This is a genomic window from Methanocella sp., assembly GCF_035506375.1.
GTDB lineage: Archaea > Halobacteriota > Methanocellia > Methanocellales > Methanocellaceae > Methanocella.
On record NZ_DATJPM010000056.1, the window covers coordinates 1 to 25141 of the forward strand.

The window sequence follows — 25141 nt, forward strand, 5'->3', positions numbered from 1 at the left end:
TCTTAAGCGATATAGTCTTCCGCCGCATCATGTGGTCGACGAGACGCCCGGGCGTGCCGACGATGATCTGGGGCTTTCTCCTGAGACCGTTGATCTGGCGCTTGATATCCTGTCCGCCGTAGATGGGCAGCGTATGGATGCCCCGGAACTCCCCTATTCGATTCAATTCCTCGGCGACCTGCACTGCCAGCTCACGCGTGGGAGTAATTACTATACCCTGAATGTCTCCGGAGCGGGGATCTATGGTCTCGACCATCGGTATGCCGAATGCGGCCGTCTTGCCGGTCCCGGTCTGGGCCTGCCCGATGACGTCCTTGCCCTGCAGCGCCGCCGGTATGGCCTGCTCCTGGATGGGCGTGGCTTCCTCGAAACCCATGCCGGTGATTGCTTTAATAGTAGCGGGACTCAATGATAATTCTTGAAACGTTGTCATATGTTTAAATATCTCCGATGCCGTCCTCAGGCAACGATTTTCAGCTCCGAAGATCAAATCGGTACGGGAATTAAAGAGCGTTTGGCTCGATAAAAACGTGGACCACGTGTCGTCCCTGGTGAATTTGTTGCCTTTCGATGGTACGGCTTCTCCAATGTAATCCTATCATATATAGTTATGGTGTCCGGCTTCATGGACCGCCAGACGGACGTCGAAAAAATCCTTTTTGTTATAATTATCTTAGCGAGGCAAGGATGCTAACGACGATATCGCCTGCCATGAGACCCGAGGCAGTGATGCCGTTATCGTCCTTGAGCCAGCCTTTCTTCTCGACAACCCACGCTATAATGCCGCCGACGACGATGGCCGCGGAGGTCGATACCGGGATGAGGAGCCCGAGGGCGACCGAGACCGCCGATATCTTAAAGTGGTACAGGATGAGCGACAGTACGGCGCCGAGCAGCACCATGTACAGGTTGATCGAGGGGGAGACGATCTTCGACGTGGCCGTGTTTGCCATCTCCAGCCACATCACGCTGAAGGGCGCCGGGAGCGAAGTCGAGCCTATCCCGTATAATGCGTTGAAAAATCTCAATAAGGGCACGCATATCACGGAGCCGGTCACCACGCCGATGAGCGCCATCGATGCCATTCCCTTCGTATCGACGCCGCAGAACTCGGACTGTTTTTGTATCGACAGCATCAGCGAGAAGGTAATGATCGTCGCCACGACGAAGCCTTCCATCACCAGCAGCGGGACGATATCGTTGAACGCGAGGCCCGCGACGAGCAGTATGACGAAAGACGACATGCCCACTCCCATGCCCATCTCCGCCCTGCCCCGGGTCTCGATGACCATGAACAGCACGGCGATGAGCATGCAGGCAATGAATATCCACACCGGTACCCCGGGAAACACGGCCATCAGGACGGCAGCGAACGCCAGCGAGGCCAGCAGGGCCGCGTCATTCCTCTTAATGGTTAGAGCTCCACCGTCCGTGGCTGCCGTTCTCCTTTCCTTAAGGCGCTGCACCGTCGATGAGACGGCGGGCTTGAGAACGACGTACATGGTAATGAGCGCCGTCATCACCATCATGGATATGGACGTCGAGAATATCCACGGGTTCCGCATGTGCGCGGTATATTCCGTCCCGGGGCACTCGAACAGGAGGAAGACCGCCAGCGAGGCGAGCGCACCTATGGCGATCTGGAGGCTGCCCCGCCAGCCTATGATCATGCCGATACCGGCCATCATCGGAGACATGCCGACTCCAACGTTCACGGAGCCGACGACTTCGGGCAGAAGGCCGAAAGACCGCAGGCCGGCGATGCCGCCTGATAAGGCGCCGGAGAGGCCCATGCGGATAACGTATACTTTACGGCTCACCTCTTTTTTCTCGGCGGTGAGCATGTTGACGAGCGAGGCCATGACCTTCGCCGTAGGCCACGGGAAGCCGCTTTTCAGGAAATAGCCTGTAAAATAATATGAGAAGAGGATGCCGATGGCGCCAGACAGCATGAGGATAGCCATTATCGCATAGTCAGGGACTGCGAACGGCTTTCCCGACATGATGACGGCGCCCAGGCCGTCCGTATAGGCAATGGCGACGCCCGTGGAGCCCATGGTGATGGCGGAAATACATAACAGGCTCTTCGAGCGTGACCGAATGCCCGCCGCCGTGAGGATGATGAAGGAGAGGAACAGCAGTAGCACCCAGACGCCATCGCTAAAGCCGGTCTTCATCCCCATGTACATGGAGACGAACGCGTCCACGATACTGAACAGGACGCCGACGGACACGATGACGATCCGGTCTTTCATAATTTATCCCTCAGCTTTGATAAAAGAGCGCGTATCTCTTCCTGGATGTCTGTCATTTCCTTATCCTCGATCTCCTTGAGGCGCACTGCGACCCAGTATGCGTCATGGGCGAGCATGCTGTCGCCCATGTCGACGTGGACATCCTGTATTTGCCGCAGCAGCTCCTTGCGCCGCTTATCGTAGCGCTTCAGGGCATCGTTAAACTGCCCGGCAAGCTCCGGCGGAAAGTCGTACCCGAACGGCGCGAGCAGCCCGGCCAGCTGTTCCCGGTATCTTCCCATCGGGTCGTCGCCGCCGGCCATCTTGAACCGTGAACCGTCCAGGTAAATGTTCCGGGCCGCCGTGCGGTAATATTTCTTTACGAGGTTGCCCTTTGTCTCTTCCCGGACAAGCTTTACCAGGCCATATTTTTCCAGCTCCTTTAAATGGTAATGTACGGAGCCCGGGTTGACCTTCAGCGTTTTCGCGATGTCGGCAATTGACATTTCATGGGAATCGATCAGGTCCATGATCTCGTTGTACTTTCCGCTCAGGAGCAGCTTCATGGCTTCCGGGTCATCCACTACCAGGACTTCCCGGATGGAGGGGTCGGGCTTCTCAGGCATATATAGATGATTATGCCTCAATATATTTAAAACTTTTTGCACGCTTAAATTTAATTAATGGATTATATATGCTCCAGGAAAAAGATATTTAAAAAGCGGACTTACTATGTATCGACGACCTATGCCCTATAACGAAGAGATCATGGAAGCCGACCGGAAATACCAGAAAGAGGAGACCGTGCAGAATGAGCTTGCCCTGGAGCGCCTCAAGCTCAAGTACTGGGAAGACCAGCTCAAGCAGAACCCGGAAGATAAGGATTTACAGCACCGGGTAAAATACCATCGCGGAGAAGTCGAGCGCCTCGTAGGCTTAAACAAGCTTACGTAATACCTTTTTTAACATTTTATCTAAAAAGCCCGGTACGATTTTTTGCATAGTTCTGGCTATATTTAAAAAATGATGCATAAAAATGCCTATAATAAATAAAATGAAAACCTATATATTATAAACTCAAACCAGCAAGTATTTATATGATAAATAATAACTAGTGTTTAATAAGACCTGCAAAACAGTCTCATAACACGATTACAAGGCCTCCCAGATGCCGAATTAGCCAAAACACCCACCCATACCCAAACCAAAGAGGTTCCCCGGGCGACCAACAGCTACATACGCGCCCGGGGCACCAACATTCAAATTATCATATCCTCCCACAGAGAAGAGATCGTTGAATACGGCCCTGCAAAAGCACCCCTCTGCCGGGCCTCCCTTTTCTTATAAGTATCGGGGTGATGCTTTTAGTATCCATCCCTCAAGTTCCGAGCCTTTACCCGCGGGCAGGCTATGCAGGAGCGACGAAATGCCCGGCGCCATATCGTTCAGGCTTTTTTCCTGGCTGCTAAGGAATGCAGGCAGCTGTTGTACAATGGGAAAACCGTTTAACGCCGAGCTCAGCCAGGAGTCCGGGGCCCTGCAAATGGACCGCAAGCCCGGTACTGTGTTGCCCGACTTTATGTCCATGCTGCCCGCCTGAGACGCCAGCAGCGCCGTGGCCAGAAAAACGGTCATCAGAAGCGTCAGCTTATGCATGATACTCTGTTAGCCTCATGCCAATGAATAGATGACGTATGTTTTTAGCGGGCGGCCGCTCCGGCAAGGCACATATGAATAAAACTACGATCCAGGAACTATACTTCAACGGCAAAAAAGGATCAGAGGGCAGACCTAAGCGCCTTTTTCATATCGAGCCGGATATCCGTCGGCGGCAGATCGTTTATGGCGTCGATGGCCATTGAAACGACCTTTTTATCCTTTCCCCTGAGCGCCTCTGCAATGGGGTTGGTGAGCGACGCGTCCTGCACATTCGCCAGGCTTATTATGGCATTCTTGATCACGCCCTCGTCCGTCTCCCGCTTTAAAAGTGCAATAATGGCCTGCTTCGCGGCCTTGCTTTCGCCGGCCTCCGGCGCCTGCACGATAAACCCGCCCAGGCTCAGTGCTGCCCTCTTTCGCACGCCGGCATCTGGATCATCCAGCACCTTTGTAAGCGCAGCGATCGCTTTCACGTCGCCGCTCGTGAAATGCTGCTCCAGCGCCCCCGCGGCAGCCGCCCTGACTTCGGCGTTCTCGCCTTCGAGGAAAGTGATTAGTTTCTTTCGCGAGGCTTCGTCCTTCATGTTGCCCAGGTATCCGATGCTCTGTACTTTTCCCCGGTCGTCCTTTCCAAGCAGCTTATCAAAAAAGCCCGGCATATGCTTTCCTCCTGAATTAATCAATTGTTAATTCTTGAATGGGTTAAATATGTAAATAGCTTACCAATCTAAAATAAAAAGGGTGGAGCCATATACGGGCTCCATTTACTTCGGTATTATGCTGGATATCAGGTCGCCGATAAATCCGGCGATCTGGTCGATGATGCTCGGGCTGTTCACGGCCATGTCCGCATGCATCGCGAGCGCTTCAGCCGACGGTGACGGGCTTACCGTCGCTTCTTCGGTCGGCGTGGCAATAGGCTCGACAGTCACTGTGGGCGTCGGGGATATGGCCGGCGTATCACAGCTCTTCCTGGCGAGCTGCACGTTGATCTGGACGGACTGGCTGGAATTCACCATGAAGGGGTCTGAATAGGCGACATTGCCGCAGCCATCCGTTACGTAGAGCTTATAGATCGCTTCCTTCGTGCTGTTGACGCCGTTGAACTGGAAGAACCCGCTGGCATCTGTATATGCGCAACTGTACTCCACGTTAGGGCTGGTGCACTCGACGCGGACACCGTCCGCCTTGACGATGGCCACGTATGCGCCCTTGATCGGTTGAGCGGAATCGGCTGAAAGAACGACTCCCGAAACAGTGCCGGCCACGTCACCATCTGCCATAGGAGGATAGCTAATGTGGTCGCCCTTCGGGATGATGGGCTTGGTCGTAGGCTCGGGATTCGTAGTCGGAGCCGGGCTATCGCCAGTGCCGCTGTGAATGACCGTGACACCATCTATTGTCAGGCTGATGGGCTTGTTCCCGTCGCCCAGCGTGAAGATATCCGAGTCGGCCGAATGTGGCGAGCCTTCTACACACTCAACTGTAACTGTGTCGCCATAATAGGTCGCATGGACTTTATAGCTCAATCCCGTCGTGTCGCTCCCGTCGCTGGGGAAGGTGAACTTTCCGTCGTGGCCGGTGCTTCCCGATTCAGTAGCAATTGTCTTCGAGCCATTATAAACGTACAGAGTTAACTGTGTACCAGGCAATGGAGTACCATCGGAAGTATGGGTAAATACGGTAATGCTGCTCCCGGTAGGCCCCGGGTAATAACATGCGAGTACCGGCGAAATGAAGAATAGCGCCGCTATCAGTACCGTTATTAATGGTAAAACTAAGCGTTTATCAGGCATATCCTAACTCCCTTAATTGTTAATAAGATAATAGCTTAGATTATAAAATTATTGGTCAAATAATAAGAATTTATTATAAAAGTCATGTATTCGCCATAATATTCGATAAATAAGCCTATTTTTGATATAGTTGGCAATATACGAAAAAACACGAGAAAGCCCACGAACTTTAGCCATGGGGAGTACGTCGGGGATAGCAGTTTAAAGCTGTGTAAAAAAGCCGGTGGGACAGATATACGGGTATTTTAGTTTTTATTTGCGTTTTTAATTTAAACCCGGATTAGAATTTTACTTATGTTATGGTTAATTTTAAGTCGATCAAGGGCAAGTCGATCATCTATACATTATTGATCGCGCTCGTGCCGGTGATCCTACTGGGAGCCCTCGGCACATTATATTTCCATAACGTCATCAAGCAGAACGTCCAGAACGATTATCTCGAGGAGTCCCGGGTCATCGGATCTCTAACATCCAATTTCCTGGGCCGCTCCATATTCGCGATGGAGGCGCAGGCAGGGCGGAGTCAGCTGATAAATGCCCTGGACAGGCGAGATATTGCCGCCCTGGACGATCAGACGGAAAAGATGGACGCTGCTACCCCGCTCTACTACTGGATTTTCGTGACCGATACGTCCGGCCGTGTGCTATCTAGCAGCCCGTACGGCAGCCACGTCGGGGAAGACCTTAAAGATAGCCCGTACATCACAGGGCCTTTGCAGACCGGTACGACGTTCATGGGCCCACCGGCCCTGGATGCTAACACAGGCCGGCTCACACGTTTCGTCGGCACGCCGATAAAGAATGGCAATTCCACAATCGGCGTCCTCGTCGGCGCCCTCGACGTCGACCAGTTCGTGAACGTGCTCCAGAGCGCACGGTCCCTGGTACCGCTCCAGTCTATCTACCTCGTGGACAGTAGTGGCCGGGTCGTCTTTAGCCACGACAAGAGGTATATTACCAGCGGCCTGAACTTTTTATCCTTGCCCGCCGTGCAGAAAGTTCTTAAGGGCGAGGAGGGGGTGGACGATCTTGCGAACCTCTCCCTTCAAGGCTCGTCGATAGTCGCTTACTCTCCTGTCCCGGGGTACACGATGGGCGTGCTTGTTACAATACCGGATAGTGCAATAGATCGACCTGTCGATAATGCCACGGCAATGATCGCGCTTGCAGTATTGCTGCTGGCCGCTCTCGCCACGGGCATGGCGTACATTATAGGAAATTACATAACCAACCCCATCTATCGCATAGCGGCTGCGGCGAAGGAGTACCAGCCCGGCATGGATTTCGGCAAGCTCCTTCCCTACGACCGGGAAGACGAATTGGGACACCTCGCCCGGGCTTTCAAGGACATGTCCGACCGGATCACGCAAGCCCGGGAGAAGATCGTCGGGGAGAAGAAGCGATCGGACCTGTACGTGGACGTGATGGGCCACGATATCAACAACCTCAACCAGGTGATCCTGTCAAGCCTGGACCTCGCGCAGCAGACCGGTAGCCTCAACGACCGGCAACAGGGGTACCTGAAAGGCGCTAAGCATGCCGTCGGCGATAGCGCGGCGATCATCAGGAACGTGAAAGCGATTCAGGTGGCCGTTACCGAGCTCCGAACGTTCCGATATGTCGACCTCAACGATGTGATCGTAGACTGTATCAAAGAAGCACAGGAGAAAGAAGAAAGGCATATCAACATCCGGTACTCACCACAAAAAGGGCGAGTTTTGAAAGCAGTCTCCAATATTGAACGCGCTTTTTGCAACGTCATCGAAGAAGCGATCAGGAACGCCGGCTCCTCGGTGGATATAGACGTGAGCGAGTCTAAAGCGGATGGACAGATTAAATATGTCACGAACGTAGACGACGATGGCGCCGGCATCCCGGATTACGTAAAGCAGACGCTTTTCACGCGCTTTCAGCGCGATTCCACCGTCCCGCCAGGCAAAGGCCTCAATCTCTACGCGGCAAAGGTTCTAGTCGAAATGTCCGGCGGGACTATCGAGGTCCGCGACAGGGTGCCCGGAGACCAGTCGAAGGGCACCAGGATCGTGATAACACTACCCGCAATCTTGGCCGGGGAGGGGCTTTAACTCTTGACCATGCAGTGGAGCGGGGGAGTCGCCATAGTTGATGATGAAGAAGCCCTGACAGACCTTATCGCGGCGATGCTGGATTTGAAGGGGATACTGGTCTGCTTTAAGGCGTACGATGGCCGCGAGGCAATGCAGAAGTTCCGTGAGCACAACCCGAAGCCGGAGGTCGTCATAATGGACTACCGCCTGACCTCTACCAACGGCATCGAGGTGATGAAAGAGATGAAACAGATGTATAATGGGTCGATGTTCATTTTCCTGAGCGCAGACTCGGCCGTGAGAGATGAAGCTCTCAAGGCAGGTGCAGAGATGTTCCTGGCGAAGCCATCGAGCATGAAGGACTTGATCGACGCAGTGGAACGCGTCGCCGGAAGTCAGCGCAAAGCAGCCGGGAATGGGCCGGAGGCTACGTAAAAGACGACTACTCGCAGGGCGCCGGGTTCGTGGTTATATTGCCAGCGGTTGAATAATAAATATGGCATTTCATGTTTCAACCATATAAAAATATCTTTAAACCTAAATAATTAGTATTGGGCGCAAGGCAGCCACGATTACGGTAATCGCTATCATTAAGATGGTATCGATAACGGTTTACTTAAATAAACGCTTTAAAAAGCATTTCTTTTGTACATTATGAATGCCATAGTAAATGTCCACTGTGCCGTTCCAATTCAGATTATCGACTATTTCAACGCGCTGACCGCAATCGGTTACGCGGTATGGGGGCACCCAATTTAGTGTTGGATTCGTTGTTCCAGTCTGATCCCGATAAACGATAATAACGAGTCGAATTACGGAGAACCGGGATTTAAAACTCTTTGGCGATCTTCGAGCCTTCACCCGTATAGCTTATCTTCAACAGGTTTTTTAAAGACCTGGACATGCAAGGCATATACATTAACTCACATTATAGACTATTTATGCACATATTATTATTAGAAAATAATTATTGACTTATAACAACGTTTTTCTCATATGAACGATGAACTTGTTTTTGATCAAGAGTTCCATGAGTATCTGTTTAAAATCCGGCAATCGATGCAAATTGTGCAAGCACAGTTCGATGTGATGAACAATGCGGTTGAAAAGTGCAGTAGCGTAGAGAGAAGACCTGAAACAATGCATAGTGGCTCTAACTGCCGCCCATAATGAAATTTTACGATTCATGGAAGTTTAACTTATGTCTAAATAAAACTATATAATATAAAACTTCGATGGTATTTTCAAAAAATTGTAACTAAAAATGATTGTTTATTTTATATAACACACCTTACCTTTAAACCACTATTTCGACGAGCGCCAAACATAATAACTAATGTTTAAAACCCCATTTATTGATTGTGAGAATTTTGTAGACTATGGTAGAATTGGCTTAAGCACGCCATCAAAAAATAGTAGAGGACTCGGCTGATTTTGTATTGCCACCAGACTCGCCTGTAAAGATACGAAAACATTATCGCTGCTTATATCCTTGATTTTAATCCTGTCCTCCTCATTCACAAAATTACCCATATGACCGAACGATTATAAAATAACTCTCATATACAAATAGCTTGTATATATTATATTATTAGAGATGGTCTAATTGCCGATAGAGACGGATGAAGTGTACAGGACTGTACCGCTGGATAAGATACCCTGGAACATCGAGACTCCTCCACAAGCCCTCGTAGACCTGGTGGATAGCGGATGCGTCAAGCCCTGTAGGGCTGTGGACTTGGGCTGTGGGGCCGGGAATTACGCCATTTACCTGGCCGGTAGGGGATTTGACGTGACTGGGATCGATATCTCGCCCAGGGCAATCGAGATCGCCCGGGATAACGCCCGGAAAAAAGGCGTAAAGTGCAGGTTCATCATTGCCGACATCCTCGGCGACCTACACAATATTAGAGAAATGTTTGATTTTGCCTATGATTGGGAAATGTTACACCACATTTTCCCTGACGATCGGTTTAGATACGTCCGAAATGTCCACGGGCTGTTAAACCTGGGGGCTAAGTATCTCTCCGTTTGCTTTAACGAGGAAGACTCCAGTTTCGGCGGCGCGGGTAAAGTTCGTGGAACCCAGCTCGGAACGATCTTGTATTTTTCATCCCTCGAGGAATTAAAAGTCCTGTATGAGCCTTACTTTAGGATCATAGATGCTAAGGTAATAGTTATAGAGGGAAAGAACGTTGAGCACATGGTTAATTATATCTTCATGGAGAAAAAATAGGAAACCACGAACACTAAAATGCAAAAGGGTGGTTTGAGGACAAAGTGATCTCATCAATAACCCCATTATTGCTCATTCAGGCATTGTTTAGATAATAGGAATAGGAAAATTGGATGATATCGGCAACAATAGAAGCAGCATTTTCGACATTAGCAGGTGCCCTAGTGGGCGGTGTCATATCATATTTTGCGTCGTATTTTGCGGCTAAATGGCAGTTCGGTAAAACAATGGAGTTCGAGCGAGAACAGGATAAGATTAGACGAGAAGAGCAGACTAGGATTGAAAAAGAACAGAAAGACAGATGTATTATCTGGATGACGGGTTAAAGAACCATTTATAGGGTTTATTTCACCCGTGTCAACCAGATTGTGAACAAAACCAAATAAAACATGCACAGTCGAAAATAAGCCTTTTATAAAGGAATATGCCCTGTGCCGGACTTGAACCAGCGACATCCAGATCTTCAGTCTGGCGCTCTCCCGACTGAGCTAACAGGGCTTTATGGTTTAATGTTTAAGGCATTGATATTTGTAACTTTGCCGGTTTTTAAGTGGGGGTAAAGGGATTCGAACCCATGGCCTTCCGGTTATGAGCCGGACGCTCTGACCTGGCTAAGCTACACCCCCTTTACCTTAAGCGCCGCCAACAGGACTCGAACCTGTGACATGCTGGTTAACAGCCAGCCACTCTACCAACTGAGTTATGGCGGCAGCGAGATAGATATCGTGAAATCCTATATTTGGGGATTTAACACCACTTTTACTGGTATCTAACATATTTATAACTAACGGTTCTGTGTTTATGAAAAATCATCGTAATGCCGGGCCTCTTCGCGGGTCTATGCCAGCCTGATGGCTGTCTAATCGTCTTTTTAGGTTCTCCGATGGCTGTGGCCGGTAAGTAGGGGCGCTTCCGCGCAGCGCAGCACCCTACTCGCACGGCCGCAGTTGTGGAGGGCTTGTACGCAAGACCTAAGCGCAGTGGATCAATATTTGTTTAGCGGTCCTTTGCCATTTTTCCATTTTCGCACAGCCCGTCGGTTTTTCAACACGAAAACACGAAAATTTTTATATCCCACGTAAGAGCACGAAAATCACTAAGATGGATGCTTTGGCGTCAAAACACCAAACAACCTCCCAAAGGCACGGACCTCACTAAATTATTTGAAACACTAGAGAAAGCATATCTAAATAAAGCATAAGGATCATGCCGCCCTCGTGTTTCAATCCTTTGGTGAATTTAGTGTTCTCCGTGAGGCTTGTTTCGTGTTTTAAGCGCCAGGCATGGACCTTAGTGATTATCGAGACTTACGTGGGATATAAAAGAATTCGTGTTTTCGTGTTGAAAAACCGGACAAATCAGCGAACCACACGAACAAAGGACAAACGATAACACAACAAACACGGAACCACTGGATCAGCTTTTTACTCTGAAGAGAAAAAACTCATTGCCCCCCGCCATCTCCAAAATGTCTCGACGACCGCGGATTAATTATACTGGCCTAATAAAAACATCCCATTCGGCTCCAAGTAAAGATAGATTTATAACCTGAAAGCGATTTATTTACTTCATTAACTTTTCCAAGAGCGGAGGTTTAATGCACATCATATCCATCGCAGACTTGAGTGTCGATGACATCTACGGCATTCTCGAGCTGGCAGAGGACCTCAAGAAGAAGAGGAAAGAAGGCGTCGTGACGGACTACCTGAAGAACAAGAGTCTCGCCATGATATTCGAGAAATCATCTACCAGGACAAGAGTGTCGTTCGAAGTGGGCATGACCGACCTGGGAGGGCATGGAGTATACCTGGACCCGGGGATGATGCAGCTCGGCCGGGGCGAGACGCTGCCGGATACGGCTAAAATACTCTCGGGGTACGTTCACGGCATCATGATCCGGGCGAAAAGCCACGATACGGTGATCGAGATCGCGAAGAACGCGACTGTGCCAGTCGTCAACGGGCTCACGGACCACGAGCACCCGTGCCAGGCGCTGGCCGACCTCATGACCATCCGGGAAAGAAAAGGATACATCGAAGGGCTCAGGTTCGCGTGGATAGGCGATGGGAACAATGTCTGTCATTCATTGATCCTGGCATCGGCCATGACGGGGATGAAGATGAGCGTCGCGTGCCCGAAGGGATATGAGCCCGACACGAATGTCGTTAAAAAGGCGCAGGCGATGGGCGGCGATATCGAGGTCACGAACGACCCTAAGGCCGCCGCAATGGACGCGGACGTGCTCTATACGGACGTCTGGGTATCCATGGGCGACGAGGCCGAGAAAGATAAAAGGCTAAAGGACCTCCGGGATTACCAGATCAACATGGGCCTCGTGAAGCTGGCGAAAAAAGACTGCGTCGTCCTGCACTGCCTGCCGGCACACCGGGGACAGGAGATCACCGACGACGTCATGAAATGTAAGAATTCCGCCATCTTCGAGCAGGCGGAGAACCGGCTGCACGTCCAGAAAGCGCTGCTCGTAAAGCTAATCGGTAACAATGCCCGAGCGTAAGTTAACGGAACATCCGGCCGCCGTCAAAGGCTTTAATTCGCTGTGGGGCTGGCACCACGACCGGGACCCCGTCGTCGTGGCGTTCAACTTTTTATTGCTGCAAGTAGTTCGGTATAGCCCCTCCCTTCAACTCAAGATCGGGTGTATGAGAGCCATGGGCGTCAAGGCCGGCGAGCACGTGTCCATGGCACTCGAGGCTACGGTGGATATCATTTATCCCGAGCTGATCGAGATCGGCGATAACACCGTCGTCGGCTATCGGACAACTATTTTAGCCCACGAGTACCTTATCGACACGTACAGGACGGGCAGGGTCATCATCGGTAAGAACGTGCTTATCGGCGCCAATGCCACCATACTCGCGGGAGTCACAATCGGCGACGGCGCCGTAGTATCAGCCTGCTCGCTCGTCAACCGGGACGTGCCCGCCGGCGCCTTCGTGGGCGGCGTGCCCGCGAAGATCATCGAGAGGGAAAACGATGTTCAATCCGGTTAAATTCGTCGTCGACCTGGTCTACGGCGATAAGCGCCTCCTGGCGCTCATCATTTTGATCAACGTCATAGGCTCGGCCTTCGGCTTTTATTACTACTGGGACCAGCTCATGATGACGCCCTGGTACTACTGGCTCTTCGTGCCGGACTGTCCGCTCTATACGTTCTTCATGATCTTCGCGCTGCTATTCATCGCCATGGGCAAGCCCAACGACACGTTCAACGTTATTACGGCTGTCGGGCTGGCCATGTATGGCGCCTGGACCATGTTCGTCCTCATCTACTTTGGCGAGGTCTACTTCGCCCCGGAGAACGCGCTCATGTCCTCCGCGCTATGGATATCGCACTGCGGCATGGCGCTGGAAAGCATCTTTTTGCTGCCGTATATTAAAAAAGCGGGCATCTTCTCCTGGATGACGGCATGCGCCTGGTTCCTGCTCCAGGACTTCATGGACTACTTCGTGCTATTCACATATAATGGGGGGGTCATGCGGCTTCACCCGCTGGCCCTCATGGAATACTATACGAGAGGCATGAGCGGCTTTAGTTTTTTAGAGGCTAAGCTGGGCTCGATGATGTACATTACCTTTGCCATGACCCTGATTTTTATCGTCCTGATCTATGCCGTATCCCGAAAATGGGCCCTGACGGTAAAAGAGCCGGGCGTTAGCCCGGAAAAAACGTGATCAAAAGCTTATCGTCACTTCGACCCATATGCTGTGGCCGCTGTGGCCGCCCGTCTCATGGGCCTCGGCGACCCGGATAAACTTCAGGTTCTTTATGGCGATATGAGCGAAGCTCGACTGCGTCAGCTTCGTCATCAACTCGCCATTTTCCATTCCTTCGTAAAGCCCGTGGATGACGTCCTCGCCCTGGTCGAGGATGATAGCGTGGGTTTCTACTGTCATTCAATCCCTACCTGACTATTGTCTTTAACGCAAATGTGTAATATACTTGCCGCTTTCGGCCAGGGCGAAGCTTCAGCCGAATACGTTTTACCAGTGGCAAATGGTGGTCGATGATAAGGGTTGATGGCAGAGGGCCGGGTTATCGGTATACCTGCCTGGCATACGTGCGTAATCGCTCTAGCTGCCATTCGCGCTCTTTAACGAGGCCGTCGTCCATATTACCCGTATAGGCTGCGACAGATCTAATGCCATATATGGAGCTTCCTAGCGCGTGGGTGTTGACATGGGCGGTCCCGACAGCCTGCCCCGCGGCGTGTGCCGCAAAACAGGCGGCATCATTTTCTTTGACTTCTTTGGCGGCCGCATGGGCCGAGAGCGAAGCCGCGCGTATGACCTTCATTCGGAACACGCCGGTCCTTGCCCATTCGCGGCACTCTTCGATGGCTTTTCGAGGCCTATCGTCATCCGGGCGTACCTCTTCGAAATAAGGGAGGACGTGCTCCGCACAGTCGGCGGCCCAAACGGCAAGTATCTTCTGGTCTGGCCTGAAAATCTGGTGGTCGATGCGCTCCGTGAAAGGCCTGTCGAGTATCTCAGAGACCGATCTGCGGACTTCGTATAATACGACGGTCGGCCTTATCTTTTCACGCATCACTGGCATTCAATAATAGTGGGATTAATAAGAATAATATTCTTTCTATCAACGGACATTGGCGAAAAATGAAAGATCGTTTACGGGCAGGTATCTACGGGAAATGCTGTAATCTGACTTGGTCGATATTTTCATCTTTTTTATCAGCCTTATTTCATAATCCGGCCCTCAGAACCACATATAAAATAGCCTAGCGCCGTAATATTCATGTACATCTGTTGATGGGAATCGACGCTCCCGTCGGCGTTAAGGACGGAGGTCTCGAAGGTCGTTTGCACGTACGTCTTATTACTGGACGTATAGAGTTGCCAATAATTATCCAGCCGGACAATGGTCTTAACGAATTCGCCGTTCTCCGTGTTGATGTAATACCCGATCTTGTCGTGGAAAAGGTTCAACGTGCCCCGATCGATTGCGGCGGCAATGACGTCATCGTTAAAACTCTGTCTCCACAGTACCTTATTGCCGCTTTTGTTGATCAGATACACGGTACTGGCATAAGGCGAATGATCGTAGTCGCTAAGGACGACGACGTTGGAGTAATTATCTTCCGCGATTAGCGTTCCGGTGCCAGCGCCCGGTATCGGATAATTCAGGCCGGAGGGCATGTGAGCGCCCGTGCGAGAAGTATCAGGCAGCTGTACGCTTTCATAAAAGAACAACGGAAGGACCAGGTAAGATAAAATGGACAGAACAATTAAGGTAAACAGTATGACACTGCCGGTTATCAGCAGTGCTGCAGGCTTATTCTTTTTTGCCAATAGCGCGCTGATCATGCTGCCGGCCAGCGGGCTGACTATCAGGGCAAGGGATGCGAATAGATAGAATTCCGAGCTGCTCTCGTGAAATATGGAAGTATAAGCGAGATAAGATGCAACGCCTAAAATGACACCGATAATTATTCCGGATATGACGGATATTATGTCAAGCTTCATGTTTTTTATCAGGTCCAACGCTTTCACCTCTGTGGAAAAGTGACAACGGGGACTCCCGGATCTTGTCGGCCATAACAAGATAAGATATAAAGAAGATATAAAAAATGTTTCCGCCATCGGGCGGATAGCGGAGCTTTATAGCTTATGTCCGGGCCTTCTTGAGGTTCTTCTTCCGCTCCCTGTTCATGTAGAAGTTCATCACCGGCCTCATGATGCCGAACATGACCTTCGAGGTCGGGTTTTCCATCGCCTTGCTCGCATCCTTGAGCTGCGCCGGGATGTCGATGTGCTGGGTGCATACTTTGACGCACTTGCCGCAGCTCTTACATTGGGACGCGAACCCCTTCGGGCTGCTCCCGTCGAGGCCGCCGCCCACATTGATCATGTAATTAATCCGGGCCATCATAGGGTTCCCGAGGGCCGTATTATTATACGCCTCGAAGCAGGCCGGTATGTTGACGCCGGCGGGGCACGGCATGCAGTACTGGCAGCCCGTGCAGCCAACCTTCAGTCTCTTGCGGTAGGTCTCCTTCACGCGCTCGATGATCGCCATATCCTTATCCGAAAGCGAGTTCGGTAAGGCATCGTTCGCGATGCGCAGGTTCTCCTCGATATGCGCCTCCACGTTCATTCCCGAGAGAACGACGGTCACTTCGGGATGATTCCAGACCCATCTCAGCGCCCATTCTGCCGGCGTTCTTTTTACTTCAGACTCATCCCAGATCGCCTGGATTTCGGCCGGCGGAGCCCTGGCCAGGCTGCCTCCCCGGAGGGGCTCCATGATAATAACACCGAGGCCCTTCGAGGCGGCATACTTCAGCCCTTCCTTTCCGGCCTGGTTGGTCTCGTCCAGGATATTGTACTGGATCTGGCAGAACTCCCATTCGTACGCGTCCACGAGCTTCTTGAACTCTGGCGTGCTGGTATGGGACGAGAAGCCCATATGCCTTATCCTGCCGTCGGCTTTTGCTTTCGTTATGAAGTCGATGGCCCCAAGGCTCTTGAACTTCTCCCACGCGGCCAGGTTGAGATTGTGGAGCAGGTAATAATCGACATGGTCCGTTTTCAGCTTCTGGAGCTGGACGTCGAGGAGTTTATCCATGTCTTCCCGTTTCTGGACCTGGGAATACGGCAGCTTCGTCGCTATCTTTACTTTCTCGCGGTAACCATCCTGCAGCGCCTTGCCCACGACCGTCTCGCTTCCAGGATATAATAGCGCTGTGTCCAGGTAGTTCACGCCGTTATCGATGGCGTAGCGGAGCTGCTTTATAGAACGTTCTTCATCGGTGCCCACGCCTTTCCTCGGGAGCCGCATGCACCCAAAGCCCAGGGCGGACAGACTGTCGCCCGTGCTTTTCATTATCCTGTACTGCATCCTTTTTTCCTCCTGTTAGGCAAAAAGATCAATGTAATATCGATATTAGGTGAACGTATCGCTTAATTACATAAAGCTTTTCTCGCTATGCCCGATGCGAATATTTAAGTCCTATAAAACGTCATAAGAGAACGCCATTTTGCGGGGATTGCCAAGCCAGGTCAAAGGCGTAGGGCTTAGGACCCTATCTCGTAGGAGTTCGTGCGTTCGAATCGCACTCCCCGCACCTGGTATAAGGCTGTCATTTTTGAATCGATAAGATATCCTCGATCTTGTTTTCCATATATTTATAAGAATCATAAACGCCCTGGTTATAGAACTCCGGCGCCAGCTCTTCGATGATGAAGTCCAGCAACAGGCCCGCTGCCAGGTCGCCGATCTCTTCTTCCCTTTCCGTTAAAAAATATTTCTTTATCGAAAGGATAAACTCGTTTCTTTTCTCTTTTGTCAGTTTAAATTTGCTGTTCTTCATAAGATAACTACCAGGATTACCTTCTTTCGAGTCCCAGGATCGCGTGCCTGCGGGTGATGCCCAGCGCCACGTCATGGGGCGTATCGCCGACTATGACCTCGCCGAAGAGCGGCTCGCTGATAAAATGGACCTTACCGCCGTCGGTGACCCGGAATATCTTCTTGCCCTCGTGCACCATGACCTCGGCCCGCGTGTCGCCGGCAGCCTTTTTTGCGTCGATGCTCTTCTTTACCTCGTCGACCGTCTTGCCGTGGATGGGCTCTCCGAAGACAGGATCGGTCTTATAGAATGTCTGGCCCCGGGCGTCCACCCGATAAATGTTAACATCGCCGTGCGTGTCGACTTGCGTCCTCATCCGAGATACCATAAGTCCAGTAATTATTTAAATAAGTATTGAGACGCAGGCGGGCTCAAAGACACGGCTATATATCGCCGAAAACGGACCGGGTCAGGCGCTCGACGAAGCTCTCCTTCTTCGGGCTGAGCAGTGGATGGGCCGGCGGCATATTCTGCTGCTGGGCCTGGTCGAACTTCTCGCCCGACAGCCTGGCTGCCAGAGCTTTGTAGCCCCTCGACGCGGGGCTCTCGGGATAACGGATAACCACGGGCGTCTTGAACGCAGTGGCCGTGCGGACGTTCGAGTCCTCGGGTATGACCGCGAGCACGGGGGCGTTCATGACCTGGCCGATGCTCTGGACCGTCTGGGAAGCCCGGTATGGCGGGACCCGGTTAAGGACAATGCCGCCGAGGGTGCCGCCGACGATGTCTATGACCGCCTCCACTTTCGCGGCGTCCAGCATGGAGGACAGCTCGGGGTTGACGACGAGCAATACCTCGTCCGCTATGGCGAGAGGTATGACGCCGTCCTTGTTTATGCCGGCAGGAGCGTCGATTATCACGTAGTCCGCGTCCTTCACCAGCTCGCTCATGACGAACTGAAGCCGGTCGGGGTCTGCACCCTGGAAACCGCGGAGAGAAATGCCGCTGGGTACGACTTTTAAGCCGGTGGGAAGCTCGTAGACGGCCTGCGAAACCTCCGCCTCGCCGGCGAGGACCTCGTGGAGCGTGATATTGGTCCTCTCCAGGCCCAGCACGAGGCCGAGGTTGGCCATGCCTATGTCCGCGTCCAGAATAACCGTTTTCTTGCCGAGGAGGGCCAGAGCCGTGCCGAGGTTGACCACCGTCATGGTCTTCCCCGTGCCGCCTTTGCCGGAGGCGACCGTGTATACTCTGGTCATGAAAAACTGCTCCTGATCAATACCACCCTTTTTATTTTTAAGCCCCACTACTAAATAACCTCATAATTTTAGGCCATTACTCAATGCTATGTGATGGTTCAAATCATTTATAATTTATGGGCTTCTTTTAATACAGGTCGTAGCGGTCTTCCGGAGCGGGTATTGATGTCTCCTCCCTCGGCTCCTGCCGGGGCCGCCTGTACCTGACATCGATGGAAAATCTCGCTTTACAACATTTGCCTCTCCTGTTCTGCTCCCGGCAGACCGGGCAGGATAAGTCCCCCTCCAAGTGCTTCCGCCGCCTCTTATAGGCCATGGCAATGATGTCCCGGACATAGAATACGCCTTCGCAGTCGACGTCGGCACAGGGCACGAAGGTCGTCGAAAGGGTGTTGCCAAGGCGGTAAAAATAGGTGCGTTCGGCCTTTGTGCGGTCATAATAGCTCTCCTGCTCGATATACCCCTCGATATCATCGATATCCGGGAAGTCCTCGGCCAGGTCAATATCTTCATATACGTCCGGATTATCGTCGGCCATGCCTAACTCCATATACCAGGACGACCGCGATATGCTAAAATATTGTCAGCGAATAAACCGGGTAAAAAGCTTAAAGGACGCCCGTGCCGATCAGGGCATCCGTCAGCGAGGGGTTAAGCCAGCTTATGGGCAGCTTAAACGGCAGGGGCACGATGTCGAACTTATTGAGGGCGAGGACGATGATCGCCACGACGATGATTATTATGATAGCCATGGTCAGGTACTCGAGGTTGCTTGGGTTATTTGTCTCCTCGGTTATGTCCGTGATCTCCGCTTTTAAGACCGGCGGCGCAACGTTCGCGTCCTTCAGCATCCTGTCCAGCACGAGCTGGATCTGGGAGATGCCGTTCTTGCTGATCATGATGATCTTGAAGAACAGGTCGGACTTTTCCTCGTTCGAGAGCTTCATGCGGCTGGCGAGGCTCTTCAGGCACGACTCCACGACCCTGTAATCGTCGTAGATGCCCGTGTCGAGGCGGGCGACCTCGGTGGAGAGCCGGTAGGCGAAGGCGACGGACTCGGTGTCGTTGCGCTGCTGGAACGACCGGATGAGCGCGTCGATCTTATCCTGTATCATGCCGATGTCGGCATGCAGCGTGGGCTGCTCCTTAGATGCGGGCTTCTTTGGCTCTTCGGCCTGGTAAAAGTCGTCCAGGAAGGGCTCCATCTGCTTACAGTAATCCATGTAGCCCCGGAAGTTCCCGATAAAGTCGAATCCCCGATCCTCGTAAGCGCCCTGGAGGACCTTGAGCAGCTTGTCCATGAGGAAGACGATCTCCTTCTTATTGCTCGACCTCTCGGCTTCCTTCTTCATGTCCAGGATGTCTCTCTCGATGTAATTCATGATCTCCGAGGACTTGGACGTCATCAGCTTCAGGTAGGAGCCGTAGAACAGGCGGAACGCCCGCGAGGCCGCATTATCCCTCTCGATGATGGAGAGGTCGAAGCACTTGACCCCCGTGCCGACGTTCGTCTTGAACACGGCGACATCGGTGGTCATGGCACGCTCGATGTATATCTTGCCGAGCGAGTAGAGCGTTTCGTACGAGAGCAGCATATGGGGCTTGAGCTGGTCGCCAAGCTCGTCTAAAAATTTGCCCGCGGACGCCCGGTCCTGGATAGTGTTATAGGACGAGGCCGTGATGTTCGCCAGGGCGATGGCTGACCAGGCCTTGACGCTGTCGTCGGGCGTGGATATGTAAATGTCATATAATGGACTAAAGGAGTCTTTTCTTCCGGCGATGCCGAGCGCATAGATGATCTCTTCGCTGGCCTGGGGGCCGCGCATCTTCAGCGTTTTCAGCAAGGCCGCCTCGGCTTCCGGCCCGATCTGGGCCAGGCTGTATGCGGCGATCCACTTCAGCTCGCTATCCTTGTTATCCAGCAGCCTTACCAGCGCCGGAATGGACACCCGGCCGGTCTTGATGAGCGCGTCGCTGATCCGGGAGCGCATCTCCATGTCGGCCTTCGCGAGGTGATTGATCAGGGGCTGGATGGCCCGCTCATCGCCGATCTTGCCCAGCGCGTAGGCCGCGTTGGCCTGGACCCGGGTATCGTCGTTATCCAGGCATTTCACGAGCGGCTCCACCGTGGCGTAGCCGATCTCGTAGAGGCCGTTGATGGCAGGCATGTCCAGGTCGTAGCCCGTATACATGCCTATACTCTGGAAACGCTGGGTGAGCGCGTCGATGGCCTTCACGTCGTTCTTCTGCCGGATCTCGTTGGCGGCAAAGCGTACCGCATCCCCGTTATCGCTTTCCAGGAGGACTTTTACCAGATACGGCGATGCCTTCGCATAGTCCATCTGCCGGTAAGCCCAGGACGAATATTGCCTCACGTCTTTATCCGAGTCGGCGACGGCGTGGTAGACGAGCGCGGGAACGGCGAGCGGGTTCTTTGCCTTGCCCAGTGTTATTGCCGCATTGATACGGATGAGCCGGTCACTGTCATTTAGCGCATCGATGAGAGACGCGACGTATTCATCCTTCGGCTTTTCCTGTAGAACGCGGATGGCGCCCATTTTTAAAAGAACGTCCTTGCTTTTGAGAGCTTCCTGCAACTGTTCGCCTTTCCAGCTATTACCGGGATATTCCACCACTTCAGTCACCACTCGATCAAACGTCTTTATATTGCCTTTCCCTATCCCCGTTTGCAGTTCAGGTATTTAAACTGCCTGGTATTAAAACCTTCTTGTGACGGGCGACAAGTATATTTCCCGGAAGCAGCATTCTATCCTCCACTATGGCAGACACCAGGGTAAAGAACAATGGTGATTTTGCAAAGCAGTTCCTCGTCACCCCCGAAGTCGTCAATTTCATCAACGAGCAGAGGCGGGACTACCGTGTCTGCACGTCCTGCGGCGGCCCGGTCCTTTTACCGATCGCGATCAAGAAGCCCAAGCCCAGCGACATTAAGATACCGGTAGGCAAGCATACGCTATATGTGTCCGCCACGCAGGCCCGGTACATCGACGTCATCGACGATACGATGCTCATGACCTATTTATACTAAGCATCGCTTACTTTTTCTCATCATGGATTTCCAGTATATCGAGCACACGGCGGACGCCGAGTTCATCGCCTATGGGCGGACGGAGGACGAGGCCTTCGTGAACGCGGCACGGGCCATGTCAAGCCTTATTATCGACCCGGCGAATGTCCGGCCGGAAATAGAAAAAAGCGTCGAGCTGCAGAGCGACGCGCTCGATACGCTGCTCTACGACTGGCTGTCCGAGCTACTATACGTCTTCGAAGTGGACCGCATCGTATTCAGCCGGTTCGAGGCGCACGTCGAGCAGCAAAGGTGCACCTTTAAGTTAAAAGCGAAGGTGTTCGGGGAAAGCATAGCGCGCCATCCCGACGTTTTCATGCACATCAAAGCCGTGACTTTCCACGACCTGCGCTTTGAAAAAAAGGATAACGTATATGAGGCACAAGTACTATTGGACATTTAACCGGATGATAATGCATGGTAGCTGCGGATAAGCTGAAGAAGATCTCCGAGGACGTCTGGGAGATCCCCAAGGATTACAAGCCCGGCATGAACGTGCCCGGGCACATCTTTTTATCGGACCGCCTGATCGAGGGCCTGGAGAGCGGCGCCCTGGACCAGACGGCGAACGTGGCGACGCTGCCGGGCATTCAGAGGTACTCCATGGCCATGCCCGATGTGCACATCGGCTACGGCTTCCCCATCGGCGGCGTGGCCGCTTTTGACACTGAGACGGGAGTCATCAGCCCGGGCGGCGTTGGCTTCGACATCAACTGCGGGGTGCGCCTGCTCCGCTCTGAGCTGACGGCCGAGGATGTCAAGCCCCATAAGGTCGACCTGATCAACGCATTATACGAGGCCGTCCCATCGGGCCTGGGCTCGGAGTCTAAGTTCCGCGTGAATGACGCCCAGCTCGCCGAAGTCTTTCGAAGCGGGGCCCGGTGGGCCGTGGAGAACGGATACGGCGTCAGGGAAGACCTGGAGCACTGCGAGGAGAACGGAGAGATGAAAGGCGCAGACCCCGCGAAAGTATCTAAAAAAGCCTTCGACCGGGGCCGGCCACAGCTCGGCACCCTGGGCAGCGGCAACCACTTCCTGGAGATCCAGAAGGTCGAGAAGATCTATGACGAGGCCGTCGCAAAGGCGTTCGGGCTGAAGGAGGGCCAGGTCACCGTCATGATACATTGCGGTTCCAGGGGTGCAGGCCATCAGATCTGCACTGATTATGTAAGGGTAATGGAACAGGCCTCCCACAAGTACGGCATCCGTCTCTACGACCGGCAGCTTGCCTGTGCGCCGCTATCCTCGACCGAGGCGAAGGATTACTTTGCCGCGATGGCCGCGGGCGCAAACTACGCCTGGGCGAACCGCCAGATCATCTCTCACTGGGTGCGCGAGGCCTTCAGGAAACACTATAAGCGGGATATAAAGATGGACCTGGTCTACGACGTCGCGCACAATGTGGCCAAGTTCGAAGAGCATGAGGTGGACGGCGTGAAGAAGAGGCTGTGCGTCCACCGTAAGGGCGCGACGAGGGCTTTCGCTCCCGGGCGTTCCGAGGTCCCCGTCGCTTATCGTGACGTGGGCCAGCCCGTTATTATCCCGGGCAGCATGGGCAGTGCCTCTTACGTTTTAGCCGGCACGCAGCGCGGCATGGAGCTCACCTTCGGCAGCACCTGCCATGGCGCCGGGCGCGTGATGAGCCGCAACGAGGCCCTGAGGGATATCCGGGGCAACGAAGTGAAGCGGCAGCTTCTGGAGCGGGGCATCGTCGTGAAAGCGCCTAAGGACTCGGCTATCGCCGAAGAAGCCCCCGAAGTTTACAAAGAGATCGACGAGGTCGTCGCCGTCGTGGACCGGCTGGGTATCTCGAAGAAGGTCGCCAGGCTCGTACCCATCGCAGTGGCAAAGGGATGACATGTTCATAGTTTTTAACGGGAGCGCGATTTGCATAGAATAAAGATATATATGCAATCGCTGATTTTTCATCATGGATAAAAAAGACGATAAGGACATCTGTGATAACCCGCCCGAGATCATCATTCCTCAGCACCCTGACTGCAACCCGGAGTTCGGGGAATGCGCGCACGATAACCGCATTACCCTCGACCTGGTTCCCGGTAAATGCGCCACGCGGGGAGCCGACGAACACTTCAAGAAGGGCTACGAGCTTTATCATGAGAACAGGATGGACGATGCCCTCGCAGAGCTGGGCAGGTCTTTGAGCATCGATCCGATCAACGCGGAAGCCCATCTGCTGATAGGCGATATCCACGAGAGGCGGCAGCAGTACAGCGAGGCGATAAGAGAATACGACGAGGCCCTGAAGCTCTCGCCGGGCGATAAGATGATCAAGTTCAAGCTCCAGAACGCGGTCGCCCAAAGAAAAACTTAAATCTTTTCCTGCTCTTTTACTGGCGACTTGCCCGCGATCTTAATGCGCTCTTTCAGCCTGCACGTCTGACATACGCCCTTGATGCCCGGCTCCCCGCAGATCTCGCATTTCGTTAACGGCACCTGGGGATATTTCTCTTTGAGGCAGCCCACCATATTGTCGAACCCGCGCATGATAGAATATTTCGTGCCCGGGTGCCGGGCCTCGAAGTCGTTCAGCATGTCCTTGATCTCGCCCCGCAGGGATTCGCGGGCATACGGGCACTCACCCATGTAGAAGGGCAGCCCCTTCAGGAACGCATATAGCGCAACTTCCCTCTCGGGCACGTCCATGAGCGGCTTGATGCGGGGCACGAGGCCTTCCTGGGGCCTGGTCGGCCGGAGGCGCGCTAATCGCTCAGTGTCGCCGTTCATCACGTTTAGCAGGACCGTCTGGGCATCGTCGTCCAGGTTGTGGCCGGTGGCCAGCTTGTTGGCGCCTATCCATTTCGCCATCGTGTTCAGCAGAGTGCGCCGAAAGACGCCGCAGTAAGTGCACGACGCCTCTTTCCGGTCATGCGTGAGCATCTCATCCAGCGTGCAGCCGACATCGTCCTTAAAAGAAACGACGAAGTGAGGCACGCCGAGGCGGTCGCAGAGCTCCTTCACCTTCGGGAGAGAAAAATTACGGTACCCTTCAATGCCTTCGTCGATCGTGATTGCGGTGAACTTAATGTCCGGCCTGGCGCCGAACGTCTCGACTAAAATTGAGAGAACGGCGGCGCTGTCCTTACCTCCGCTCATCGCGACGGCCACGTGGTCCCCCGGGACGACCATCCTTTCCTGCCGCATACGCTTCTTGATCTTACGCTCCACGTCCTCGATCTCGTGGTGGGCGCAGAGGTGCATGCCCGAGTACTTCTGGAAAATGACGGCTTCTTTGCCGCACTTATCGCACTTCATTGGATTCAGCCTGAAATCATTGTAACTTATATAAATCCATTATGTCTGCGGCTTTGAACATAACTTTTATGTAGTAGTAATGACTTTTACACAAGATGTTGGGCCCGTAGCTTAGCCAGGTCGGAACTGCCCCGAAAGGCAGCGACAAGCGCTCGGCTGATAACCGAGAGGCCCTGCGTTCAAATCGCAGCGGGCCCAT

The 25141-nt window shown here is 52.9% G+C and carries 28 protein-coding genes and 5 tRNA genes; 14 read left to right on the forward strand and 19 right to left on the reverse strand.

Annotated features, from left to right (window positions below):
* From VMC84_RS07195 to VMC84_RS07205, 3 genes are all read right to left on the reverse strand, one after another.
* Positions 1 to 433: DEAD/DEAH box helicase (locus tag VMC84_RS07195; protein WP_349256755.1), on the reverse strand; the 433-nt coding region annotated here is incomplete at its 3' end.
* A 235-nt stretch (positions 434 to 668) separates the two neighbouring features.
* Complete coding sequence (locus VMC84_RS07200; protein ID WP_325379306.1) at positions 669 to 2255, reverse strand: OPT/YSL family transporter; 1587 nt, start codon at positions 2253 to 2255, stop codon at positions 669 to 671.
* Entirely contained in the window at positions 2252 to 2860 is a 609-nt protein-coding gene (locus VMC84_RS07205; RefSeq protein WP_325379307.1) for a winged helix-turn-helix domain-containing protein, read from the reverse strand. The genes VMC84_RS07200 and VMC84_RS07205 overlap by 4 nt, the downstream gene beginning before the upstream one ends.
* A gap of 121 nt (positions 2861 to 2981) precedes the next feature.
* Here VMC84_RS07205 and VMC84_RS07210 point away from each other — a divergent pair, with 121 nt between their 5' ends.
* The gene (locus VMC84_RS07210; protein ID WP_325379308.1) at positions 2982 to 3188 is read left to right on the forward strand and encodes a hypothetical protein; all 207 of its coding nucleotides are present in this window, start codon (positions 2982 to 2984) and stop codon (positions 3186 to 3188) included.
* Positions 3189 to 3575: 387 nt separating this feature from the next.
* Here VMC84_RS07210 and VMC84_RS07215 read toward each other — a convergent pair whose 3' ends face one another.
* From VMC84_RS07215 to VMC84_RS07225, 3 genes are all read right to left on the reverse strand, one after another.
* Positions 3576 to 3890 carry a hypothetical protein gene (locus VMC84_RS07215; RefSeq protein WP_325379309.1) on the reverse strand — a complete coding sequence of 105 codons (315 nt, stop codon included), beginning with the start codon at positions 3888 to 3890 and terminating at the stop codon, positions 3576 to 3578.
* 122 nt (positions 3891 to 4012) lie between these two features.
* Positions 4013 to 4552 (reverse strand): HEAT repeat domain-containing protein, encoded by a 540-nt coding sequence (locus VMC84_RS07220; RefSeq protein ID WP_325379310.1) that lies wholly within the window; start codon positions 4550 to 4552, stop codon positions 4013 to 4015.
* Positions 4553 to 4657: 105 nt separating this feature from the next.
* Positions 4658 to 5689: a hypothetical protein gene (locus VMC84_RS07225; protein WP_325379311.1), complete on the reverse strand. Its 1032-nt coding sequence runs from the start codon at positions 5687 to 5689 to the stop codon at positions 4658 to 4660.
* Between the two features lie 299 nt (positions 5690 to 5988).
* Here VMC84_RS07225 and VMC84_RS07230 point away from each other — a divergent pair, with 299 nt between their 5' ends.
* From VMC84_RS07230 to VMC84_RS07245, 4 genes are all read left to right on the forward strand, one after another.
* A complete protein-coding gene (locus VMC84_RS07230; RefSeq protein WP_325379312.1) occupies positions 5989 to 7773 on the forward strand; it encodes a sensor histidine kinase in 1785 nt (594 codons plus the stop codon).
* 9 nt (positions 7774 to 7782) lie between these two features.
* On the forward strand, positions 7783 to 8190 hold the full coding sequence (locus tag VMC84_RS07235) for a response regulator transcription factor (RefSeq protein ID WP_325379332.1): 408 nt from the start codon (positions 7783 to 7785) through the stop codon (positions 8188 to 8190).
* A gap of 561 nt (positions 8191 to 8751) precedes the next feature.
* Entirely contained in the window at positions 8752 to 8925 is a 174-nt protein-coding gene (locus VMC84_RS07240) for a hypothetical protein (protein WP_325379313.1), read from the forward strand.
* Between the two features lie 436 nt (positions 8926 to 9361).
* Entirely contained in the window at positions 9362 to 9991 is a 630-nt protein-coding gene (locus VMC84_RS07245; RefSeq protein ID WP_325379314.1) for a class I SAM-dependent methyltransferase, read from the forward strand.
* 425 nt (positions 9992 to 10416) lie between these two features.
* Here the strand turns inward: VMC84_RS07245 and VMC84_RS07250 are convergent.
* The 3 genes from VMC84_RS07250 to VMC84_RS07260 all read right to left on the reverse strand — a co-directional run bounded on the left by VMC84_RS07250 (position 10417) and on the right by VMC84_RS07260 (position 10701).
* Positions 10417 to 10489: transfer RNA gene (locus VMC84_RS07250), tRNA-Phe, on the reverse strand.
* A 53-nt stretch (positions 10490 to 10542) separates the two neighbouring features.
* Positions 10543 to 10617, reverse strand: a tRNA-Ile gene (locus VMC84_RS07255).
* An 11-nt stretch (positions 10618 to 10628) separates the two neighbouring features.
* Positions 10629 to 10701 (reverse strand) — tRNA-Asn (locus tag VMC84_RS07260).
* An 887-nt stretch (positions 10702 to 11588) separates the two neighbouring features.
* Here VMC84_RS07260 and argF point away from each other — a divergent pair.
* Genes argF through VMC84_RS07275 form a run of 3 tightly spaced genes read left to right on the forward strand, consistent with a single transcriptional unit; the run spans position 11589 to position 13684 of the window.
* Entirely contained in the window at positions 11589 to 12506 is a 918-nt protein-coding gene (argF, locus tag VMC84_RS07265) for an ornithine carbamoyltransferase (protein ID WP_325379315.1), read from the forward strand.
* Positions 12493 to 13002 carry an acyltransferase gene (locus VMC84_RS07270; RefSeq protein WP_325379316.1) on the forward strand — a complete coding sequence of 170 codons (510 nt, stop codon included), beginning with the start codon at positions 12493 to 12495 and terminating at the stop codon, positions 13000 to 13002. The genes argF and VMC84_RS07270 overlap by 14 nt, the downstream gene beginning before the upstream one ends.
* Positions 12986 to 13684, forward strand: a complete 699-nt coding sequence (locus VMC84_RS07275; RefSeq protein ID WP_325379317.1) for a DUF1405 domain-containing protein — start codon at positions 12986 to 12988, stop codon at positions 13682 to 13684. The genes VMC84_RS07270 and VMC84_RS07275 overlap by 17 nt, the downstream gene beginning before the upstream one ends.
* Here VMC84_RS07275 and VMC84_RS07280 read toward each other — a convergent pair whose 3' ends face one another.
* From VMC84_RS07280 to VMC84_RS07295, 4 genes are all read right to left on the reverse strand, one after another.
* Positions 13685 to 13906 (reverse strand): hypothetical protein, encoded by a 222-nt coding sequence (locus VMC84_RS07280; RefSeq protein WP_325379318.1) that lies wholly within the window; start codon positions 13904 to 13906, stop codon positions 13685 to 13687.
* A gap of 139 nt (positions 13907 to 14045) precedes the next feature.
* Complete coding sequence (locus VMC84_RS07285; RefSeq protein WP_325379319.1) at positions 14046 to 14567, reverse strand: putative immunity protein; 522 nt, start codon at positions 14565 to 14567, stop codon at positions 14046 to 14048.
* Positions 14568 to 14707: 140 nt separating this feature from the next.
* Positions 14708 to 15511 carry a hypothetical protein gene (locus tag VMC84_RS07290; protein ID WP_325379320.1) on the reverse strand — a complete coding sequence of 268 codons (804 nt, stop codon included), beginning with the start codon at positions 15509 to 15511 and terminating at the stop codon, positions 14708 to 14710.
* A 124-nt stretch (positions 15512 to 15635) separates the two neighbouring features.
* Positions 15636 to 16868: an aldo/keto reductase gene (locus VMC84_RS07295; protein WP_325379321.1), complete on the reverse strand. Its 1233-nt coding sequence runs from the start codon at positions 16866 to 16868 to the stop codon at positions 15636 to 15638.
* 141 nt (positions 16869 to 17009) lie between these two features.
* Between VMC84_RS07295 and VMC84_RS07300 the strand changes: the two genes are divergently transcribed.
* Positions 17010 to 17094 (forward strand) — tRNA-Leu (locus tag VMC84_RS07300).
* A gap of 15 nt (positions 17095 to 17109) precedes the next feature.
* Here the strand turns inward: VMC84_RS07300 and VMC84_RS07305 are convergent.
* From VMC84_RS07305 to VMC84_RS07325, 5 genes are all read right to left on the reverse strand, one after another.
* Positions 17110 to 17340 carry a DUF2164 domain-containing protein gene (locus VMC84_RS07305; protein WP_325379322.1) on the reverse strand — a complete coding sequence of 77 codons (231 nt, stop codon included), beginning with the start codon at positions 17338 to 17340 and terminating at the stop codon, positions 17110 to 17112.
* A 16-nt stretch (positions 17341 to 17356) separates the two neighbouring features.
* A complete protein-coding gene (locus tag VMC84_RS07310) occupies positions 17357 to 17695 on the reverse strand; it encodes a hypothetical protein (protein ID WP_325379323.1) in 339 nt (112 codons plus the stop codon).
* Between the two features lie 67 nt (positions 17696 to 17762).
* Complete coding sequence (gene minD / locus VMC84_RS07315) at positions 17763 to 18578, reverse strand: cell division ATPase MinD (RefSeq protein ID WP_325379324.1); 816 nt, start codon at positions 18576 to 18578, stop codon at positions 17763 to 17765.
* A gap of 127 nt (positions 18579 to 18705) precedes the next feature.
* Positions 18706 to 19128, reverse strand: a complete 423-nt coding sequence (locus tag VMC84_RS07320) for a hypothetical protein (protein WP_325379325.1) — start codon at positions 19126 to 19128, stop codon at positions 18706 to 18708.
* Between the two features lie 58 nt (positions 19129 to 19186).
* On the reverse strand, positions 19187 to 21226 hold the full coding sequence (locus tag VMC84_RS07325) for a HEAT repeat domain-containing protein (RefSeq protein ID WP_325379326.1): 2040 nt from the start codon (positions 21224 to 21226) through the stop codon (positions 19187 to 19189).
* A gap of 131 nt (positions 21227 to 21357) precedes the next feature.
* Here VMC84_RS07325 and VMC84_RS07330 point away from each other — a divergent pair, with 131 nt between their 5' ends.
* The 4 genes from VMC84_RS07330 (at position 21358) to VMC84_RS07345 (ending at position 24001) form a co-directional block, all read left to right on the forward strand.
* Positions 21358 to 21627, forward strand: a complete 270-nt coding sequence (locus VMC84_RS07330) for a hypothetical protein (protein WP_325379327.1) — start codon at positions 21358 to 21360, stop codon at positions 21625 to 21627.
* 22 nt (positions 21628 to 21649) lie between these two features.
* Positions 21650 to 22069: an archease gene (locus tag VMC84_RS07335; RefSeq protein ID WP_325379328.1), complete on the forward strand. Its 420-nt coding sequence runs from the start codon at positions 21650 to 21652 to the stop codon at positions 22067 to 22069.
* A gap of 14 nt (positions 22070 to 22083) precedes the next feature.
* Positions 22084 to 23523: an RtcB family protein gene (locus VMC84_RS07340; RefSeq protein ID WP_325379329.1), complete on the forward strand. Its 1440-nt coding sequence runs from the start codon at positions 22084 to 22086 to the stop codon at positions 23521 to 23523.
* Between the two features lie 73 nt (positions 23524 to 23596).
* Positions 23597 to 24001: a tetratricopeptide repeat protein gene (locus VMC84_RS07345; RefSeq protein ID WP_325379330.1), complete on the forward strand. Its 405-nt coding sequence runs from the start codon at positions 23597 to 23599 to the stop codon at positions 23999 to 24001.
* On the opposite strand, the gene VMC84_RS07350 is transcribed toward VMC84_RS07345, so the two are convergent.
* Complete coding sequence (locus VMC84_RS07350; RefSeq protein WP_325379331.1) at positions 23998 to 24942, reverse strand: TIGR00269 family protein; 945 nt, start codon at positions 24940 to 24942, stop codon at positions 23998 to 24000. The genes VMC84_RS07345 and VMC84_RS07350 overlap by 4 nt on opposite strands.
* Before the next feature lie 100 nt (positions 24943 to 25042).
* On the opposite strand from VMC84_RS07350, the gene VMC84_RS07355 reads away from it, so the two are divergent.
* Positions 25043 to 25140 (forward strand) — tRNA-Ile (locus VMC84_RS07355).
* The last annotated feature ends 1 nt before the right edge of the window (position 25141 follow it).